Here is a 16,310-nt window from a genome sequence, read left to right as displayed (position 1 = left end):
TGCATGACCCGCATCCTGATCGCTGGCTACCAGCACGAAACCAACACCTTTGCGCCCAGCCTCGCCGACTGGGCCGCCTTCAACACGGGTGAAAACTTTCCGGCCTTTGTGCGCGGGCAGGCCATGCAGGCGCAGCTCACAGGCATCAACATCCCGGTGGGCGGCTTCATCGACGCGGCCAAGCGCGAAGGCTGGCAGCTCGTGCCCTCGGCCTGGGCCGGGGCCACGCCCTCGTCGTATGTGACGCGCGACGCCTTTGAGCGCATCAGCGAGGCCATCCTTGAAGACGTTCGCGCTGCCATGGCACAAGGCCTTGATGGCGTGTACCTCGATCTGCACGGCGCGGCCGTGGCCGAACACGCCGATGACAGCGAGGGCGAGCTGATCGCCCGCATCCGCGCCGTGGTCGGCCCGCAGGTACCCATCGTGGCCAGCCTTGATTTGCATGCCAATGTGACCGAGCGCATGCTGCGCCTGGCCGACGGCCTGGTGGCCTACCGCACCTACCCGCACATCGACATGGCCGACACCGGCGAGCGTGCCGCCGTGCTGATGCGCGAGCACCTGCGCGCCGGGGCCAAGCGCCCGGTGCAGGCCAAGCGCTTGCCGTTTTTGATCCCACTCAACGCCCAAAGCACCTGGATGCCACCGGCCCAGGGTCTTTACGACACGCTGGCCCGCATCGAAGCCGAGACGGGCTGCATGCTCAGTTTTTGCATGGGTTTTCCGGCCTCGGACTTTGCCGAGTGTGGTCCGGTGGTCTGGGGCCACGGCGGCTCGGTCGACTCGGCCGTGCAACGCCTCTACGAACTGGTGAGTGAGCCGGGGCAATGGCGGCCCGATGTCTTGCCCGCCCGCGAAGCCGTGGCGCAAGCCCTGTCGGTGGCCGAGTCGGCCAAGGCCCCGGTGGTGCTGGCCGACACGCAGGACAACCCCGGTGCAGGCGGCGACAGCAACACCACCGGCATGCTGCACGCCCTCTTGCAGCAAGGCGCGGGCAAGCGCTGGCCCGGTCAGGTGGCGTTGGGTCTGCTCTACGACCCGGTGGTGGCCCGCAAGGCCCACGAGGTGGGTGTGGGCGCCAGCCTTGATCTGGCGCTGGGCAAGGCCGTGCTCACTTTCACCGGGCAGGACAGTGATCCACCCGTGCAGGGTCGCTTTGTGGTGCGTGCCCTGGGGATGGATGACTGCGAACTCAAGGGCCCGATGATGACGGGCGTGAAGGTCCGCATCGGCCCCTGTGCGTGCCTTGAAATTGACGGTGTGCTGGTGGCGGTGGCCAGCGGCAAGATGCAGATGCTGGATCGTGAACTGTTCCGCGCCGTGGGCATCCACCCCGAGCAGATGAAGCTGCTGGTGGTCAAAAGCTCCAACCATTTCCGCGCCGACTTCACGCCCATTGCCAGCCGGGTGTTGGTGGCCAAAGCCGCCGGACCCATGGCCGCCGACCCGGGTGATTTGCCCTGGAAAAAACTCAGCCCCCAAACCCGTACAAGACCTTGAAGCACTTGTGCGTGACTTCATCACCGAACAGACAGGAGACACACATGAGCACCACCGACCTGACCCAGCGCACGGCCCACGAATTGCTGCAGCTGTACCGCACCGGGCAGGCCAGCCCGGTGGAGGCCACGCAGGCGGTGCTCGCGCGCATCGAACGGCTCAACCCGAAGATCAATGCCTTTTGCTTGGTCGATGCCGACCGCGCCCTGGCCAGCGCCCGCGCCAGTGAAGCGCGTTGGCAGGCCCATCGCAGCACGGGCGCACCGGTGGGCGAGCTTGATGGCGTGCCCACCAGCATCAAGGACCTGATCCTCACCCAGGGCTGGCCCACCTTGCGTGGCAGCCGCACCGTTGACCCCCAGCAGCCCTGGGAGGTCGACGCCCCCGCCACAGCGCGCCTGCGTGAAGCGGGTGCGGTGTTGCTGGGCAAGACCACCACACCCGAGTTCGGCTGCAAGGGCGAGACCAACTCGCCCGCCACCGGCATCACCCGCAACCCCTGGAATCTGGATTGCACACCGGGCGGGTCGTCCGGCGGCGCTGCCGCGGCCGTGGCCGCCGGCCTGGGCCCGCTGGCCGTGGGCACCGACGGTGCGGGCAGTGTGCGCATCCCGGCCGCGTTTTGCGGCAACGTGGGCTTGAAGCCCAGTTTTGGCCGCGTGCCGGCTTACCCCTTGTCACCTTTTGGCTCGGTGGCGCACCTGGGCCCGCACACCCTGAGCGTGCGCGACGCCGCGATGATGATGAATGTGCTCAAGCAGCCCGATGCCCGCGACTGGACTTCGCTGCCGCCCGACGCCACCGACTACACCGTGGGCCTGGAAGACGGCATCCGCGGCCTGCGCATCGCCTATTCGCCTACGCTGGGTTACGCCAGGAACGTGCATCCCGACATCGCGGCCGCGGTCGATCAGGCTGTCAAGCAACTGCAGGCGCTGGGCGCGCATGTGGAACAGGTCGATCCCGGTTTCGACGACCCTCTTGAGATCACCACCGGGCTGTGGTTCCTGGGCGCTTATTCGGTCTGGTCGGGTTTGAGTGCCGAGCAGCAAGCCCTGGCCGATCCCGATTTCCGTGCCGAAGCCGCGCTGGGTGAGCAGCTCACCGCACACCAGGTGCAGCAGCTCAACCTGCGCCGGGGGGCGCTGGGCTCGCACATGCGCCAGTTCATGCAGCGCTACGACCTGCTGGTCACGCCTTCGGTGGCGGTGCCTGCGTTTGAAGCGCGCCCTGCCGGGGCGGTGCCGATGGACCCGGTCAGCATGCTGGGCTGGACGCCTTTCAGCTACCCCTTCAACCTGACCCAGCAACCGGCCATCACCGTGCCCTGCGGTTTGACGAAAGCGGGTTTGCCCATGGGCCTGCAGATCGTGGGTCCGATGTTTGGCGATGCGCTGGTCTTGCGCGCGGCGCGTGCGTATGAATCGGTGCAGCCGGTGGCGCGCCCGAACATCGGCTGAAAGCGGGCGCAAGCCCTTTCAGTGGGGCAGGATGACCGGCTCGAAAGCGCAGCGGCTGGGCACGTCGGGTGCGATCCACATCTGGCGTGTGCTGGTGTTCATGATCACCCCGGCCACGCTCTCGACCCGGCCTTCGGGCGGCAGTGCCATGTCGGGTGAACGGCAAATGGACAAATGGCCATCCGTCTCGTCGCGCAGGAAGTTTTCAAGCGCGGCCTGATCGATGTCGCTTTGCGCCGCGTATTGCTGCGCGGTGGCCAAGCGGGGCTGGCTTGACAGCGTGACCCCCATGGGCGCTTGTGTGCTCAAGAGCGATGCACACACAAAGTGGTTGGTGTGCACCACCACGCCCTGCGCGGGCGGCACCTCGCCCCAGCCTGCAGGGGCGACTTCAAAGCAGGCCACCTCGCCTTGCGCATCGGCACAAGGCACATTCGACGCCGCGCCAAAACCCAGGCTCTGGCCAATGCGCGCCAATGCAGCGCGGGCTGCACCGAGCGATGCGCAGCCCAGCAGGTGGCGCAGCAGCACATGCACGGGCACACCAGGGCGTACGCCATCCTCCAGCGAGCGCAGGATGTTCAGGCCCAGGGCAAAACCCTGTGTGTTCATGCCGATCTTGGCCAGCATGCCGCCTTCGGTCAGGGTGGTGAAGCGCTGACCGGCTTCATTGCCGCTGTGCAGCAACACCAGGGCCTCGCGCTGGCGTCCCAGCCAGTCCCAGTTTTGCGCCAGCCAGGTGTTGCCTTCGCGGCTGGCCGCAGGGGCCACGGCCATGGCGGTGCATTCGCCTTCTGCCGCAGCCGGATCGATGGGTGCGTCGCCCAGCCAGTCAGGCAAACCTGCATCGCGGTTGGCTTGCAATGCCGCGTCGGCCTGGTGGGTGGCATCGCTCAAAAAGTTGGCAGGCAGGATCTCGGTGCGGCAGTTCAGCGCCATGATGTCCGCCAGTGTCAGACCGCTGCCGTGGGCGATGCCCTGCATTTCATGCAGCAAGGCGGGATCGAGTTGTTCGATCACCTCGCGGTAGGCCATGGCCTTGTCGCAAGCCTGTGCCCAGGAGATGCCGCAACTGGCAAACAGCCGGGCATAGGTGTTGCGGCTGTGCAGGGTCTGTGCGCGGGCTGCTTGGCCATAAAACAAGCCACGGTTGTGGGCAGACAGATTTGAGGGCACCAGGATGGATGGGAACATGGATTTCATTATGATGCGAGCATGAACCTTTTGGCCATTGATGTTGGCAACACCCGTTTGAAATGGGCGTTGTACGACCGCCCTCATCCGGATGCGGCTTTGCTGGCGCATGGCGCGGAGTTCCTGGAGAACATCGAAACCCTTTCTGAAGGGCCGTGGGCCGAGCTGCCTGCGCCCGAGAAGATGCTGGGCTGCATCGTGGCGGGTGACGCGGTCAAGCGCCGCGTGCAGGAGCAGATGGAGCTGTGGGACTTCACCCCCCAGTGGGTGGTGGCCAGCGCCGCAGAGGCGGGCATGGTCAACGGTTATGACCATCCGGCACGCTTAGGCTCAGACCGCTGGGTGGCCATGGTCGGCGCCCGCCAACGGATGTTGGCCCAGGGGCAAAAGCGCCCTTTGGTCGTGGTCATGGTGGGTACGGCCGTGACGGTGGAAGCGATCGACGAGAATGGCCGCTTTTTGGGTGGTTTGATTTTGCCTGGCCACGGCATCATGCTGCGCGCCCTGGAGTCGGGTACAGCGGGTTTGCATGTGCCCACGGGCGAGGTGCGGCCTTTCCCGACCAACACCAGCGACGCCCTGACCAGCGGTGGCACTTATGCGATTGCTGGCGCTTGCGAGCGCATGGTGCAGCACCTGCGCGAGCACACCGGCATGGAGCCCCTGTGCGTCATGACGGGTGGTGCGGGCTGGAAGATGGCGCCCAGCATGTCGATCCAGTTCGAGCTGGTCGACAACCTGATTTTTGACGGGTTGCTCAGCATGGCGCAGGGGCGTTTCGCCTGATGCCCTCAAGCCTGTGAGCGGTCAGCTCGCTGCTGTTTCGCTGTAAGCGGCGCTCAATGCGTTCAGGTGGGCGCGCAATTCGGCACTGCTCAGATACGGCGACAACAAGGCCAGCACATGGCGTGCACCCCGGCTCAGGGCCACGCCAGCGCTTTCGGGCTCCATGGCACGGCGTGGATCGCGCACGTATTCGTAGCTGAGCCAATACGTGACCATCACCGCCATGCTGGCCGACAGGGTTTCCACACTGTCTGGGTCGATGGCCATCAAGCCTGCAGCGGCCAGCGATTCGAGCATCATGCGCAGCGCATGCGTTTTGCGCTCGAGCACTTCATGGAAATGCTTTTCCAGATGCCGGTTGCCGGAGAGCAGGTTGTTCAGGTCGCGGTACAGAAAACGGTGGTTCCAGACTTGTTCAAAGAGTGAGTGCAAAAAGAACCAGGCGTCTTCGATGTCCTGCACATCACCTGCAGCGTCCAGCAGGCCCAGCATGGCACCTTCGTATTGGTCGAACAGGTGGTTGACCAAGGCGTCTTTGGAAGGGAAGTGGTAGTACAGGTTGCCGGGGCTGATACTCAGCTCCGACGAAATCATGGTCGTCGAGACGTTGGGCTCGCCGAAGCGGTTGAACAGCTCCAGCGTGACAGCGGCAATGCGCTCGGCGGTGCGGCGGGGCGCTTTTTTGGCCATGGCTCAGTTCAGGGCGTGCCCGGGTTCAGCCGCGGGCCTTTTTGCGCACCGGGCTGGCGGCCTTTTTGGCGGGAGCCTTGCGCGCGGTTTTTGAGGCGGCAGTTTTGGCTGGGGCTGTTTTGGCGGCGGCAGGCTGGGCCGCACGTGTTTGGCTCAGTTGCTCTTCGAGTGCATGGATGCGGGCCTGCAGCACCTGCAGGTCCTGCAGGGTGGGCATGCCCAGGCGGTGCAGGGCCTTGGCTACGCGTTCTTCAAACAGGTGTTCCAGCTTGTCCACACGCACCGAGGCCTGCTGGCCAAAGTCCTGCGCCAAATCGGTCAGACGGGCGGTGGCTTCCTGCAGGCGCTGCTGGGCTTGCTCCTGGCTCTTGCGTTGAAACGCGAGCCCTTCGCCCACCAGCTTTTCAAAGGCTTTGCTGCCTTGGGCCTGCACCTGGGCCAGTGCGCCCAGCCCCGCCAGCCAGACTTCGTTGGACGGGGTCTGTGGCGTGTCTGCAGTTTCAGAGGGTTTGTGGGGCGATTTGGCCATGGGTGCAACTCCTGTTAGATAGCCTTCACTGTAACCTGCAAGGCAGGCCTTTGCTCCTAAAATCTGTGCACGGATGGGTTCATCCGCATTTTCTGATTCTGATCCTGATCCATGACCCTTCTTGTCACAGGCGGCGCCGGCTTCATCGGCGCCAATTTCGTCCTCGACTGGCTCGCTGCCCATGACGAGACCCTTGTCAACCTCGACAAGCTCACCTACGCGGGCAACCCCGAAACCCTGGCCAGCCTGCAAGGCAACCCCCGCCACGTGTTTGTGCAGGGCGACATTGGCGACGTCGCGCTGGTCACGCGCTTGCTGGCCGAGCACCAGCCCCGAGCCGTGATCAACTTCGCGGCCGAGAGCCATGTGGACCGCTCCATCCATGGCCCGGGCGACTTCATCGAGACCAACATCGTGGGCACCTTCCGGCTGCTGGAGTCGGTGCGCGGCTATTGGTCGACGCTGCCTGAGCAAGCCAAATCGGCCTTTCGCTTCCTGCATGTGTCCACCGACGAGGTGTATGGCTCGCTGGCCAAGGATGATCCGGCCTTTGCCGAGACGAACCGCTACGAGCCCAACAGCCCCTACTCTGCGAGCAAGGCCGCCAGCGACCACCTGGTGCGGGCCTGGCACCACACCTACGGTCTGCCGGTGCTCACCACCAACTGCTCCAACAACTACGGGCCCTACCACTTTCCGGAAAAGCTCATCCCGCTGATGATTGTCAACGCCCTGGCAGGTAAGCCGTTGCCCGTGTACGGCGACGGCATGCAGATCCGTGACTGGCTCTACGTCAAGGACCACTGCAGCGCGATTCGCCGTGTGCTCGAAGTCGGACGCCTGGGCGAGACCTACAACGTAGGCGGCTGGAACGAAAAGCCCAACATCGAGATCGTGAACACCGTGTGCCAGTTGCTCGACGAGCTGCGCCCCAAGGCAGATGGCACCAGCTACGCCACGCAGATCACCTACGTCACCGACCGCCCGGGCCACGACAGGCGCTACGCGATCGATGCGCGCAAGCTCGAAGCCGAACTGGGCTGGAAACCGGCCGAGACCTTTGAGACCGGCATCCGCAAGACGGTCCAGTGGTATCTCGACAACCCAGAGTGGGTGCAGCACGTGCAGTCTGGTGCCTACCGCGACTGGGTCAGCAAGAACTACGCAGGCCGCCAAGCATGAAGATCCTGTTGCTGGGCAAGAACGGCCAGGTCGGCTGGGAGCTGCAGCGCAGCCTGGCCCCGCTGGGTGAAGTGATCGCGCTGGACCGCCACAGCAGCGATTTCTGCGGTGACCTTGGCCAGCCCGAGCGCCTGGCCCAGACCGTGGCCGATTGCCGCCCCGACGTGATCGTCAATGCCGCAGCCCACACGGCGGTGGACAAAGCCGAGAGCGAGCCCGAGCTGGCCCGCCGCATCAACGCCGAGGCCCCGGCCGCGTTGGCGCAGGCTGCAGCGCGCACCGGGGCGTGGCTGGTGCATTACTCGACCGACTACGTGTTCGACGGCAGCGGTCAAGAGCCCTGGCTGGAGGGCGATGCCACCGGCCCGCTGGGCGTGTATGGCCAGACCAAGCTCGAAGGCGAGCAGGCCATTGCCGCCAGCGGATGCCAGCACCTGATTTTTCGCACGAGTTGGGTGTACGCCGCACGCGGTGGCAACTTTGCCAAGACCATGCTGCGTCTTGCGCAGGAGCGCGAACGCCTGACCGTGATCGACGACCAATGGGGCGCGCCCACCGGGGCGGACCTGATTGCCGACGTGACTGCGCATGCGATGCGCCAGGCCCTGCGCGACGCCTCTGTGTCCGGTGTGTACCACTTGGTCGCCGGTGGCGAGACCAGCTGGCACGGTTACGCCAGCCATGTGATCGCACAGGCGCAGAAGCTGCGCCCCGAACTGAACTGGGCGGTGAAAGAGATCGCGCCAGTGCCCACCACCGCCTTTCCGACGCCGGCCAAGCGCCCGTCCAACTCGCGCCTGAACACCCGCAAACTGCAGTCGCAGTTCGCGCTGACCCTGCCGCACTGGCAGCAAGGCGTGGACCGACTGCTGAGCGAAATCCTCTGAGCCGATTGCGGCACAATCTCCGAAACCTGTTCTTCACACACACCACCATGACCGAGACCGCTGCCGTTTCCCCCCGCGACCAGGCCCAGATCCTGGCGCAGGCCATGCCCTACATCCGCAAGTTCCACGGCAAGACGCTGGTCATCAAATACGGCGGCAACGCCATGACCGACCCGGCGCTGCAGCAAGCCTTTGCCGAAGACGTCGTACTGCTCAAGCTGGTGGGCATGAACCCGGTGGTGGTGCATGGCGGCGGCCCGCAAATTGAAAACGCTTTGAGCCGTCTGGGCAAAAAAGGCGAGTTCGTGCAGGGCATGCGCGTGACCGACGCCGAGACCATGGAAGTGGTCGAATGGGTGCTGGGCGGCGAAGTGCAGCAGGACATCGTGGGCATGATCAACCGCGCTGGCGGCAAGGCCGTGGGCCTGACGGGCCGTGACGGCGCCATGATTCGCGCCCAGAAGCTGCGCCTGATCGACGCACAAGACCCCAGCAAGGAGCTGGATGTCGGCCAGGTGGGCGACATCGTCAGCATCGACCCGTCCATCCTCAAAGCCTTGCAGGACGACGCCTTCATCCCGGTGGTCAGTCCCATCGGCTTTGGCGAGAACAACGAGAGCTACAACATCAATGCCGACGTGGTCGCTGCCAAACTGGCCACCGTGCTGCAGGCCGAGAAGCTCTTGATGTTGACCAACATCCGTGGCGTGCTCGACAAAGAAGGCCAGTTGCTCACCGAGCTGACCCCGAACCGCATCGACGAGTTGTGCGCTGACGGCACCATCAGCGGCGGCATGATCCCAAAAATAGCCGGTGCGCTGGATGCGGCCAAGAGCGGCGTCAATGCCGTGCACATCATCGATGGCCGCGTGCCGCACGCGATGCTGCTCGAAGTCCTGTCCGAGCAGGCCTTCGGCACCATGATCAAGAGCCGCTGAACGCCCACAGCCGACCACAGGGGAAACCACATGTCCGAGATGGATGAATCCAGCCTGAGTGCAGCCGAAGATGCGGCCCCTGTGCGCAAACGCCCCCGCCCGGGCGAGCGCCGCCAGCAAATTTTGCAGACCCTGGCGTCGATGCTGGAGCAGCCTGGTGCTGAGCGTGTGACCACGGCGTCGCTGGCCGCCAAGATTGGCGTGAGCGAAGCGGCGCTGTACCGGCACTTCGCCAGCAAGGCACAGATGTTTGAGGGGCTGATCGACTTCGTGGACCAGTCGGTCATTGGCCTGATCCGGCAGGTCACCGATCGCGAACCCGTGGGGCCCAACCAGGCGGCACGCATCGTGGCCCTGCTCTTGCAGTTTGCCGAAAAGAACCCCGGCATGTGCCGCGTCATGACCGGTGACGCGCTGGTGCTGGAGCACGAGCGCCTGCAAGAGCGCATCAACCTGTTGTTCGACAAGATCGAAGCGCAGTTGCGCCAGTCGCTGCGCGAAGCGAATGCCGCGTCCAGCACCCCCACGGTGGACACTCAGGTGCAGGCCTCGGTGCTGGTGGCCTTCATGCAGGGGCGTCTGCAGCGCTTTGTGCGTTCGGGCTTCAAGCGCGAGCCCTCCGAGCATTTGCAGGCGGCCTTGGCCCGAATGCTTTGAGCGGGCAGAGCGCTTGGCCCTGCACCGCTTTGAGGGTGCTTATTTTCCGAACAACTTGAGCAGGTGCTGCCAGCCGCGCAGCAACAGACCCGAGCGCTCCACCTCGGCCTGCGCCACCAGCGGGGCTTCGCCCACCGGCTTGCCGTTCGATGTGGCCACCACTTTGCCGATCACGGTACCTTTGGCCACCGGGGCTTCCAGACCGGGGTTGAGCTGCACGGCGGTTTGCACTGCCGTGCCACGGGGCACGGTCAGCATCCAGGGGCTGCCCAGACCGGCAGCCACGGTGTCGGCCTTGCCAAAGCTGACCTTGGCGGTGGCGACTACCGCGTTGGCGGCGATCGGTGTGGCCTTTTCAAAGCTGCCAAAGCCCCAGCCGAGCAGCGTGCGCGTCTGATCGGCCCGGGCCTGAGCGCTGTGGGTGTTGAGGATGACCGAGATCAGGCGCATGTCGTTGCGCTTGGAAGACGTGACCAGGCAGAAGCCCGCTTCGGCTGTGTGGCCGGTCTTGAGGCCATCCACGGTGGGGTCGGTGTAGAGCAGGGCGTTGCGGTTGCCTTGCTTGATGCCGTTGTACTTGAACTCGCGCTCGGCGTAGATCGGGTAGTACTCGGCACCGTCCTTGATGATGGCCCGCGCCAGGATGGCCAGATCACGTGCCGACGACTTGTGCGCCGGATCGGGCAGGCCCGTGGGGTTGACGAAGGTCGTGTGCGTCATGCCCAGGCGCTGGGCCTCGGCATTCATCAGCTTGGCAAAGCCCGCTTCGGAGCCAGCCAAGTGCTCGGCAATCGCCTTGGAGGCATCGTTGCCCGACTGGATGATGATGCCGCGCAGGATGTCGATGACCGTGGCCTGGCTGTTCAGCGGCAGGTACATGCACGACTCGGCGCTGGTGCCACGGCACCAGGCGTTTTCACTCACGGTGACCAGGTCGGTGGGTTTGAGCTTGCCCGAGCGCAGCGCCTGCTCGACGATGTAGCTGGTCATCATCTTGGTGAGCGATGCCGGGGGCAAGGCTTCATCGGCATTGGCCGCGGCCAGCACCTCGCCAGAGTCAAAGTCCATCAGCAGCCAGGCTTTGGCCGGCAGCGCAGGTGGGTTGGCCGCCAGGGCAACCTGCGCTTCCAGCGGTGGCAGGGCGTTTGTGGCCATGGCCGTTTTTTTGGTGGCAGCAGGCTTGGAGGCGGTTGCCTTGGCTTTGGGGTGCTTGGCCGCGAAGGCGCTGGAGCCGGAAATCAGGGCACCCACGGCAATGGCGAGGGCAAGCGAGAGTTTGGAGAAAGTGGGGGTGTGCATGGTGTTCATCGGTAGAACCCCGATTGTCGCGGATTCGTGCCGAGATTTGACGAGCGCAATCTGCGAAAAGGCCCAACCAAGGGCCGTGCAATGGGATATGCAAATCTTCTATATCAGATAGAAGCGCTAACCCCGTTTATTCTTTTGGGAATTTCCAGGACCATTGGCATCCACCATCATGCGCTCTCTGCCAAATGTCCCTCATGTTTATCAAACGATTTCTCGCACTCCTCACTGTCGGCCTGACCCTGGCTGCCCAAGCTCAGACCTTCCCCTCCAAGCCTGTGCGCATCATCACCCCCTTTCCGGTTGGCAGTGGTCCTGAGGGCGTGGCGCGTCTGGTGGCCGACAAGCTGTCCAAAAGCTGGGGCCAGCCCGTCACAGTGGAAAACCGCCCTGGCGGCAACGGTTTCATCGCCATCGATGCCTTCAAACGCGGGGCCACCGACGGCACCGACCTCATCCAGCTGGACAACGTTCACCTGACCGCCTACCCGCACCTGTTCAAGAAGCTGCCCTACAACGCAGCCAATGACTTCGATGTGCTGCTGCCGCTGTTCAAGACCTATTTCTTTGTCACCGCAGCTACCGACAGCAAGTACAAAAACGTGGCTGACATCGTGGCGGACGCCAAAGCCAATCCCGGCAAGCTCAACTACGGCTCCTGGTCGGTGGGCAATCCGGTGCACCTGGGTTCGGCCCTGTTTGAGACCGTGACTGGCACCGAGATGCAGCACGTCATCTACAAGGAAACCACGCAGCTCTACACGGGCGTGGCCACAGGCGAGCTGGCGTTTGCGCTGGGCACCAGTGCCACGGCAGGTCCGCTGTACCGTGCGGGCAAGCTCAAGTTTCTGGCAATTGCTGCACCCAAGCGCCTGCCAGCCTTCAAGGATGTGCCCACGGTGGTGGAATCCGGTGGACCCAAGGACTTTGAAGTCAGCGGCTGGACTGCGATCGCTGCCCCCAAAGGCCTGCCCAAAGCCGTGGCTGAAAAGATCAACGCTGACATCGCCAAGGCCCTGGCCGAGCCCGATGTGCGCGAGAAGTTTGTCTCGTTCGGCTACGAGCCCTTCACGCCCACACGTGAACAGTTTGTTCAATACATTCAGGCCGAGTCCGCACGACTGGCGGGCGTGATCCAGAAGTCCAAGGCCGCGCTCGATTGAGCCCCAATGCAAGCGGCCCAAACAGGGCCGTGTCCATTCCAACGGGTTCTTTCTCTGTGAATGCGATGGTCAATGCCACAGTGGCTCTGATGGCACTGTCCGGTTCAGGCGATCTGCTGGGGCTTATGTCCTAGCCAATCATCTCGCACCAGCTTGGCAAGTGGTTGACCTGCCGTGCTTGTCAACCGGGTGCAATGGCCAAGACGGCGCCTGACCGAAACAGGGCATCGCGCGGTGGACGCTGACCGGTCTCGCGGTAAAGCAGACCTTCTGAGGTCAGCCCGATTTACCAATTCCAAAGCGTTCCATCATGCTGCAGCCGGTTCACCGGCAAATAGGCCCGTTGGTACGGGTACTTGGCGGCCAGCTTCTCGTCGATGTCCACGCCGTGGCCGGGTGACTCGCCGCAGTGCATCATGCCGCGCTCAAAGCGCCAGTCATGCGGGAAAACCGACAGCATGTCTTCGCTGTGCGGCATGTACTCCTGCACGCCAAAGTTGGGCACCCAGGTGTCAAAGTGCAAGGCCGCGCCCATGCACACTGGGGACAGGTCGGTTGCGCCGTGGCAGCCGGTGCGCACCTGATACAGGCTGGCCAGATCGGCGATGCGCCGCAGGTGCGTGATGCCGCCTGCGTGGACCACGGTGGTGCGGATGTAGTCGATCAGCTGTTTCTCGATCAGCGTCTTGCAGTCCCAGATGCTGTTGAAAATCTCGCCCACCGCAATGGGTGTGGTGGTGTGGTGGCGTATCCACTGGAAGGCATCCTGGTTTTCGGCCGGGGTCGGGTCTTCCATCCAGAACATCCGCACCGGCTCCAGCGCTTTGCCCAGCTGGCCCGCTTCGATGGGGGTCAGCCGGTGGTGCACATCGTGCAGCAGGTGGATGTCGGGGCCCACAGCTTCGCGCACGGCTTCAAACAGGCCGGGCGTGTGGCGCAAATACTTTTCGGTGCTCCAGTCGTGCTCGCCGGGCAGGTTGCCGTCGGCAGGCTCGTACAGGCGGTTTGCACCGCTCACGCCATAGACCTTGTTCAGGCCCGGCACGCCGCTCTGGGCGCGGATGGCGAGGTAACCTTCTTCCTTGTGGCGCAGCACTTCGTCGACCGTCTCGGCGCTGTCGCGGCCATTGGCGTGGCCGTAGACCATCACCCCAGTGCGGCTGCGTCCACCCAGCAGCTGGTACAGCGGCATGCCCGCCATCTTGGCTTTGATGTCCCACAGCGCGGTGTCCACGGCGGCAATCGCGCTCATGGTCACCGGACCGCGCCGCCAGTAGGCACCCTTGTAAAGGTATTGCCAGATGTCCTCGATCTGCTGCGGGTCGCGCCCGATCAGGCAGGGGATGACATGGTCTTCCAGGTAGCTGACCACGGCCAGCTCGCGGCCATTGAGCGTGGCGTCGCCGATGCCGTACACGCCTTGATCGGTTTCGATCTTGAGGGTGACGAAGTTGCGACCGGGGCTGCAGACGATGACGCGGGCGGCGGTGATTTTCATGGCGTGGGCCTCCGTGTTCAGGCTTCCTGGGCCAGCAGTTGCTGGATGGCCGCGTCCACACCGCGCTGCAAGACTTGTTGGTGCCAGTGGATCACACGGGCGGTCCATGCGGCGTTGCTCGGCAGGGCGTTGCCCCACAGGTCTTCGCGGGCCAGCAGGGCGCGCACACAGGTCTCGGGCTCGCTGCGTTGGGCGGAGCCCAGGGCCATCAGGCTGTCGGCTTGCGGGTCGCTCAGGGAGTAGGTCTGGCCTAGTTCGTCTGTCCCCAGGGTGTAACGCACGAACACGGCTGCGGCCAGCGCGTGGTGTTCAAACGAAGCGCCCTGCGTGATCTGTCCCAGCACCGAGGGTGGCCAGCGCTGCGGGATTTTTTGTGAGCTGTCGGTGGCGATCTGGTGCACGCTGTGCTTGAGGTAGGGGTTGCCAAAGCGTGCGATCAGCGCGTCGCGGTAGTCGGCCCAGTCGCTGCGGCTCAGGTGTGGCGCGACTTCGCGGCTCATCAAGCGGTGAACAAATTCACGGATATGCGGCACACCAATGCAGCTGGCAATGAATGGCCTGCCCGTGACCGCGCCCATGAGTGCCATGGCAGAGTGGCTGCCGTTGAGCATGCGCAGCTTGGCTTCTTCGTAGCTGTGCACATCGTTCGTCACGCGCACTCCCGCGCTTTGCAGCAGGGCGGCATCTTTCGGATCGGCAAAACGGTCTTCGATCACCCATTCCCAAAAGCCTTCGGTGCTCAGGGCGCAGTGGTCCTGCATGCCCAATGCCTCTTGCGCGGCGGCCCTCACTTCGGGTGTGGCAGCGGGCACGATGCGGTCGACCATGCTGCACGGGAAAGCGCATTGCACATCCAGCCAGCGCAGCAGCTCGGTGTCTTGCGCGGTGGCAGCGGCTTTGACCAAAGCCAACAACTTGTGTCCATTGCCTTGCAGGTTGTCACACGAGGCCACGGTGATGCCGGGCAGGCCTGTTTGTTGGCGCAGGCGCAAGCCGTCCAGCAGCAGCTGAGCGAGGGCTGGGGTGTAGCCCTTTTCGGTCACGGTGAGGGTGACCCAGCGGGTGTTGGTCGCGGCCATGGCCTGCACCACCGCTTCGCGTTCGGTGGTGGCCACGCTCATGCGCCAAAGCGCACCGGGCACTTGCCACCTCACGCCTTGCCCGTCGGCCACGCGCACCGCGTACAGCCCGTCTTGCGCGCGCAGCTGGTTCACCAGATCGGGCCGCGTCATGCCCACACCGTGGATGCCCCAGCGCGTGTCGCCTGTGGCCAAAAGCTGGTCAAACACCATGGCCTGATGGGCCCGATGAAAAGCCCCCAGACCCAGATGCACCACACCGGGGGCGTGGGCTGTGCGGTCGTACCTTGGTGTCTGGATGGAGGATGGCAAAGTGCCCAGTGAGGCGGCAGTCAGGTGCATGGTGCGCATGGAGAATACGTCGGGCGCGAGGCGCTCAGCGCTGTAAGAGTTTGTGTTCAGACGCCTCGATCTCGGCCCAGGTGGCGTCGTCGATCCAGATGCCGCTTTCTTGCCGCTGGGCACGCGCAGTGCGTTCGGGCTCACCCGCGATGCGCACGCCTTCGCTGCCCGGGGCATCGGGGCTTTGGCGCAGCCAGTCGGCAAAGGCCAGGGCTTCTTGTTCGAACATCGTTTGTGTGCCCAGACGCACCGGGTCGATCAGCATCGTCAGCATGCCGTTCAACACAGCCCGTTGCTGGTCGGCCTCGCGATGCCAGGTGCCGCTGCCGGTGAGCGCGCCGCCCAGCAGTTCGCAGGCCATGGCCATGCCAAAGCCCTTGTGGTCGCCAAAGGTCATGAGTGCACCGAACAGCCCGTTGGACTGCGGCACCACCACCACGCCGGGGTCGGTGGTGGGGTGGCCGTGTTCGTCGATCAGGTAGCCGGGCGGCACTTGCTCGCCTTTGTTGTGGGCCACGCGCATCTTGCCTTGGGCCACGCGGCTGGTGGCAAAGTCCAGCACAAACGGGGATCTGTCGCCCATGGGCACGCCGATGCAGCAAGGGTTGGTGCCAAAGCGACCGTCGCCACCGCCAAAAGGCGCGACCACGGGGCGCGAGAGCACATTCACAAAATGCACCGACACCAGACCCTGTGCCACGGCCATTTCGGCAAAGTGGCCGATGCGGCCCAGGTGGTGCGAGCGGCTGAGCGCCACCGTGCACACACCGTGTTGCTTGGCGCGCTCGATGCCCATCTGCATGGCCTGCACGCCCGTGATCTGGCCGTAACCGCGCTGGCCATCCAGGTTGAGCAAGGGGCCGGTGTCGAGCAGGACCTTCACGCCGGTGTTGGGTGACAGCCCCCCTTCGAGCACCGCGTCCACATAGCGCGGCACCATGCCCACGCCATGCGAGTCGTGCCCGCTCAGGTTGGCCATGACCAGGTTGTCGGCCACCTGTGCGGCCTCCGCTGGGGCGCTGCCCGCTTGTTCAATGATGCGGGCGACTTTGATGCGCAGGTCCTGGGCAGAAATGGTGTGGCTCATGCCGCTTTCC

General features: G+C 64.4%; 15 protein-coding genes. 8 read left to right on the top strand and 7 right to left on the bottom strand.

The window, feature by feature from the left end:
• Positions 1-3 precede the first annotated feature (3 nt).
• Both IC609_RS03340 and IC609_RS03335 read left to right on the top strand, forming a co-directional pair.
• The gene (locus tag IC609_RS03340; RefSeq protein WP_191818023.1) at positions 4-1,503 is read left to right on the top strand and encodes a M81 family metallopeptidase; all 1,500 of its coding nucleotides are present in this window, start codon (positions 4-6) and stop codon (positions 1,501-1,503) included.
• A 44-nt stretch (positions 1,504-1,547) separates the two neighbouring features.
• Positions 1,548-2,963: an amidase gene (locus IC609_RS03335; protein WP_191818022.1), complete on the top strand. Its 1,416-nt coding sequence runs from the start codon at positions 1,548-1,550 to the stop codon at positions 2,961-2,963.
• Between the two features lie 18 nt (positions 2,964-2,981).
• Here the strand turns inward: IC609_RS03335 and IC609_RS03330 are convergent, their stop codons facing one another.
• A complete protein-coding gene (locus IC609_RS03330) occupies positions 2,982-4,157 on the bottom strand; it encodes a C45 family autoproteolytic acyltransferase/hydolase (RefSeq protein ID WP_191818021.1) in 1,176 nt (391 codons plus the stop codon).
• Positions 4,158-4,178: 21 nt separating this feature from the next.
• Between IC609_RS03330 and IC609_RS03325 the strand changes: the two genes are divergently transcribed.
• Positions 4,179-4,943, top strand: coding sequence for a type III pantothenate kinase (locus IC609_RS03325; protein ID WP_191818020.1), 765 nt, complete (start codon positions 4,179-4,181; stop codon positions 4,941-4,943).
• 21 nt (positions 4,944-4,964) lie between these two features.
• Here the strand turns inward: IC609_RS03325 and IC609_RS03320 are convergent, their stop codons facing one another.
• Positions 4,965-5,633: a TetR/AcrR family transcriptional regulator gene (locus IC609_RS03320; RefSeq protein ID WP_191818019.1), complete on the bottom strand. Its 669-nt coding sequence runs from the start codon at positions 5,631-5,633 to the stop codon at positions 4,965-4,967.
• Positions 5,634-5,658: 25 nt separating this feature from the next.
• On the bottom strand, positions 5,659-6,162 hold the full coding sequence (locus tag IC609_RS03315; RefSeq protein ID WP_191818018.1) for a phasin family protein: 504 nt from the start codon (positions 6,160-6,162) through the stop codon (positions 5,659-5,661).
• Between the two features lie 111 nt (positions 6,163-6,273).
• Here IC609_RS03315 and rfbB point away from each other — a divergent pair, with 111 nt between their 5' ends.
• From rfbB to slmA, 4 genes are read left to right on the top strand one after another with little or no spacing between them, the layout of a single operon-like run.
• Complete coding sequence (gene rfbB, locus IC609_RS03310) at positions 6,274-7,344, top strand: dTDP-glucose 4,6-dehydratase (RefSeq protein WP_191818017.1); 1,071 nt, start codon at positions 6,274-6,276, stop codon at positions 7,342-7,344.
• Complete coding sequence (rfbD, locus tag IC609_RS03305) at positions 7,341-8,231, top strand: dTDP-4-dehydrorhamnose reductase (protein ID WP_191818016.1); 891 nt, start codon at positions 7,341-7,343, stop codon at positions 8,229-8,231. Before rfbB ends, rfbD begins: the two co-directional genes overlap by 4 nt.
• Positions 8,232-8,278: 47 nt before the next feature.
• Entirely contained in the window at positions 8,279-9,169 is an 891-nt protein-coding gene (argB, locus tag IC609_RS03300) for an acetylglutamate kinase (RefSeq protein ID WP_191818015.1), read from the top strand.
• 30 nt (positions 9,170-9,199) lie between these two features.
• Complete coding sequence (gene slmA, locus IC609_RS03295) at positions 9,200-9,826, top strand: nucleoid occlusion factor SlmA (RefSeq protein ID WP_191818014.1); 627 nt, start codon at positions 9,200-9,202, stop codon at positions 9,824-9,826.
• Positions 9,827-9,865: 39 nt separating this feature from the next.
• Here the strand turns inward: slmA and IC609_RS03290 are convergent, their stop codons facing one another.
• Entirely contained in the window at positions 9,866-11,125 is a 1,260-nt protein-coding gene (locus tag IC609_RS03290; RefSeq protein WP_191818013.1) for a D-alanyl-D-alanine carboxypeptidase family protein, read from the bottom strand.
• Between the two features lie 203 nt (positions 11,126-11,328).
• Between IC609_RS03290 and IC609_RS03285 the strand changes: the two genes are divergently transcribed.
• Positions 11,329-12,294, top strand: coding sequence for a Bug family tripartite tricarboxylate transporter substrate binding protein (locus tag IC609_RS03285; protein WP_225223970.1), 966 nt, complete (start codon positions 11,329-11,331; stop codon positions 12,292-12,294).
• Positions 12,295-12,580: 286 nt separating this feature from the next.
• Here the strand turns inward: IC609_RS03285 and manD are convergent, their stop codons facing one another.
• The 3 genes from manD to IC609_RS03270 are packed head-to-tail and all read right to left on the bottom strand — an operon-like array spanning position 12,581 to position 16,300.
• Complete coding sequence (gene manD, locus IC609_RS03280) at positions 12,581-13,792, bottom strand: D-mannonate dehydratase ManD (protein WP_191818011.1); 1,212 nt, start codon at positions 13,790-13,792, stop codon at positions 12,581-12,583.
• A 17-nt stretch (positions 13,793-13,809) separates the two neighbouring features.
• A complete protein-coding gene (locus IC609_RS03275; protein ID WP_225223969.1) occupies positions 13,810-15,222 on the bottom strand; it encodes a mannitol dehydrogenase family protein in 1,413 nt (470 codons plus the stop codon).
• 25 nt (positions 15,223-15,247) lie between these two features.
• Positions 15,248-16,300: a malate/lactate/ureidoglycolate dehydrogenase gene (locus tag IC609_RS03270; RefSeq protein WP_191818010.1), complete on the bottom strand. Its 1,053-nt coding sequence runs from the start codon at positions 16,298-16,300 to the stop codon at positions 15,248-15,250.
• Between the last annotated feature and the right edge of the window lie 10 nt (positions 16,301-16,310).

Source organism: Limnohabitans radicicola, assembly GCF_014837235.1.
Taxonomy (GTDB): domain Bacteria; phylum Pseudomonadota; class Gammaproteobacteria; order Burkholderiales; family Burkholderiaceae_C; genus Limnohabitans_A; species Limnohabitans_A radicicola.
The sequence above is the reverse complement of the archived record's forward strand: the minus strand, read 5'-3'. Positions and strand labels throughout refer to the sequence as shown.

What these genes read in the sequence shown, in the direction of transcription:
- IC609_RS03325 (WP_191818020.1), top strand. Translation starts at nt 4,179, where the DNA reads ATGAACCTTTTGGCCATTGATGTTGGCAACACCCGTTTGAAATGGGCG.
- rfbD (WP_191818016.1), top strand. Translation starts at nt 7,341, where the DNA reads ATGAAGATCCTGTTGCTGGGCAAGAACGGCCAGGTCGGCTGGGAGCTG.
- manD (WP_191818011.1), bottom strand. Translation starts at nt 13,792, where the DNA reads ATGAAAATCACCGCCGCCCGCGTCATCGTCTGCAGCCCCGGTCGCAAC.
- IC609_RS03270 (WP_191818010.1), bottom strand. Translation starts at nt 16,300, where the DNA reads ATGAGCCACACCATTTCTGCCCAGGACCTGCGCATCAAAGTCGCCCGC.
- IC609_RS03285 (WP_225223970.1), top strand. Translation starts at nt 11,329, where the DNA reads ATGTTTATCAAACGATTTCTCGCACTCCTCACTGTCGGCCTGACCCTG.
- IC609_RS03330 (WP_191818021.1), bottom strand. Translation starts at nt 4,157, where the DNA reads ATGTTCCCATCCATCCTGGTGCCCTCAAATCTGTCTGCCCACAACCGT.
- IC609_RS03290 (WP_191818013.1), bottom strand. Translation starts at nt 11,125, where the DNA reads ATGCACACCCCCACTTTCTCCAAACTCTCGCTTGCCCTCGCCATTGCC.
- IC609_RS03320 (WP_191818019.1), bottom strand. Translation starts at nt 5,633, where the DNA reads ATGGCCAAAAAAGCGCCCCGCCGCACCGCCGAGCGCATTGCCGCTGTC.
- slmA (WP_191818014.1), top strand. Translation starts at nt 9,200, where the DNA reads ATGTCCGAGATGGATGAATCCAGCCTGAGTGCAGCCGAAGATGCGGCC.
- IC609_RS03275 (WP_225223969.1), bottom strand. Translation starts at nt 15,222, where the DNA reads ATGCGCACCATGCACCTGACTGCCGCCTCACTGGGCACTTTGCCATCC.
- IC609_RS03315 (WP_191818018.1), bottom strand. Translation starts at nt 6,162, where the DNA reads ATGGCCAAATCGCCCCACAAACCCTCTGAAACTGCAGACACGCCACAG.
- rfbB (WP_191818017.1), top strand. Translation starts at nt 6,274, where the DNA reads ATGACCCTTCTTGTCACAGGCGGCGCCGGCTTCATCGGCGCCAATTTC.
- IC609_RS03335 (WP_191818022.1), top strand. Translation starts at nt 1,548, where the DNA reads ATGAGCACCACCGACCTGACCCAGCGCACGGCCCACGAATTGCTGCAG.
- IC609_RS03340 (WP_191818023.1), top strand. Translation starts at nt 4, where the DNA reads ATGACCCGCATCCTGATCGCTGGCTACCAGCACGAAACCAACACCTTT.
- argB (WP_191818015.1), top strand. Translation starts at nt 8,279, where the DNA reads ATGACCGAGACCGCTGCCGTTTCCCCCCGCGACCAGGCCCAGATCCTG.